At 69.7% G+C, this 274-nt stretch carries 1 protein-coding gene; it reads right to left on the bottom strand.

The window, feature by feature from the left end:
• The coding region (locus EHS43_RS46095) for a transposase family protein (RefSeq protein ID WP_148104410.1) at positions 1-274 on the bottom strand (274 nt) is incomplete at both ends.

Genomic DNA, 274 nt, shown 5'->3' with positions numbered 1-274 from the left:
GTGGCGCCGGCGCCCTGGTAGGCGCGGTCCGCCAGCACGAGGATCTGCCGGGTCAGGCAGGCCTGGACGATGCCGTGAGCTCGGGCCGCGGTCAGGTCATGTGTGCGGCCGGGTGTCGCGCGGGAGAGCCACAGCGGGGTGCCGTCAGGGCGGGTGATGACCTGCACGTTCATGCTGTGCTTCTTGTGCTTCTGCGAGTAGTACGGCTGATCGGCGCGGACGCGGTCGGTGGGGATCAGCGTGCCGTCAACGATGACGTGGTCGCCCTCACCGA

Source organism: Streptomyces sp. RP5T, from assembly GCF_003933965.1.
Lineage (GTDB): Bacteria > Actinomycetota > Actinomycetes > Streptomycetales > Streptomycetaceae > Streptomyces.
This window is presented reverse-complemented; position numbering and strand designations above follow the sequence as displayed.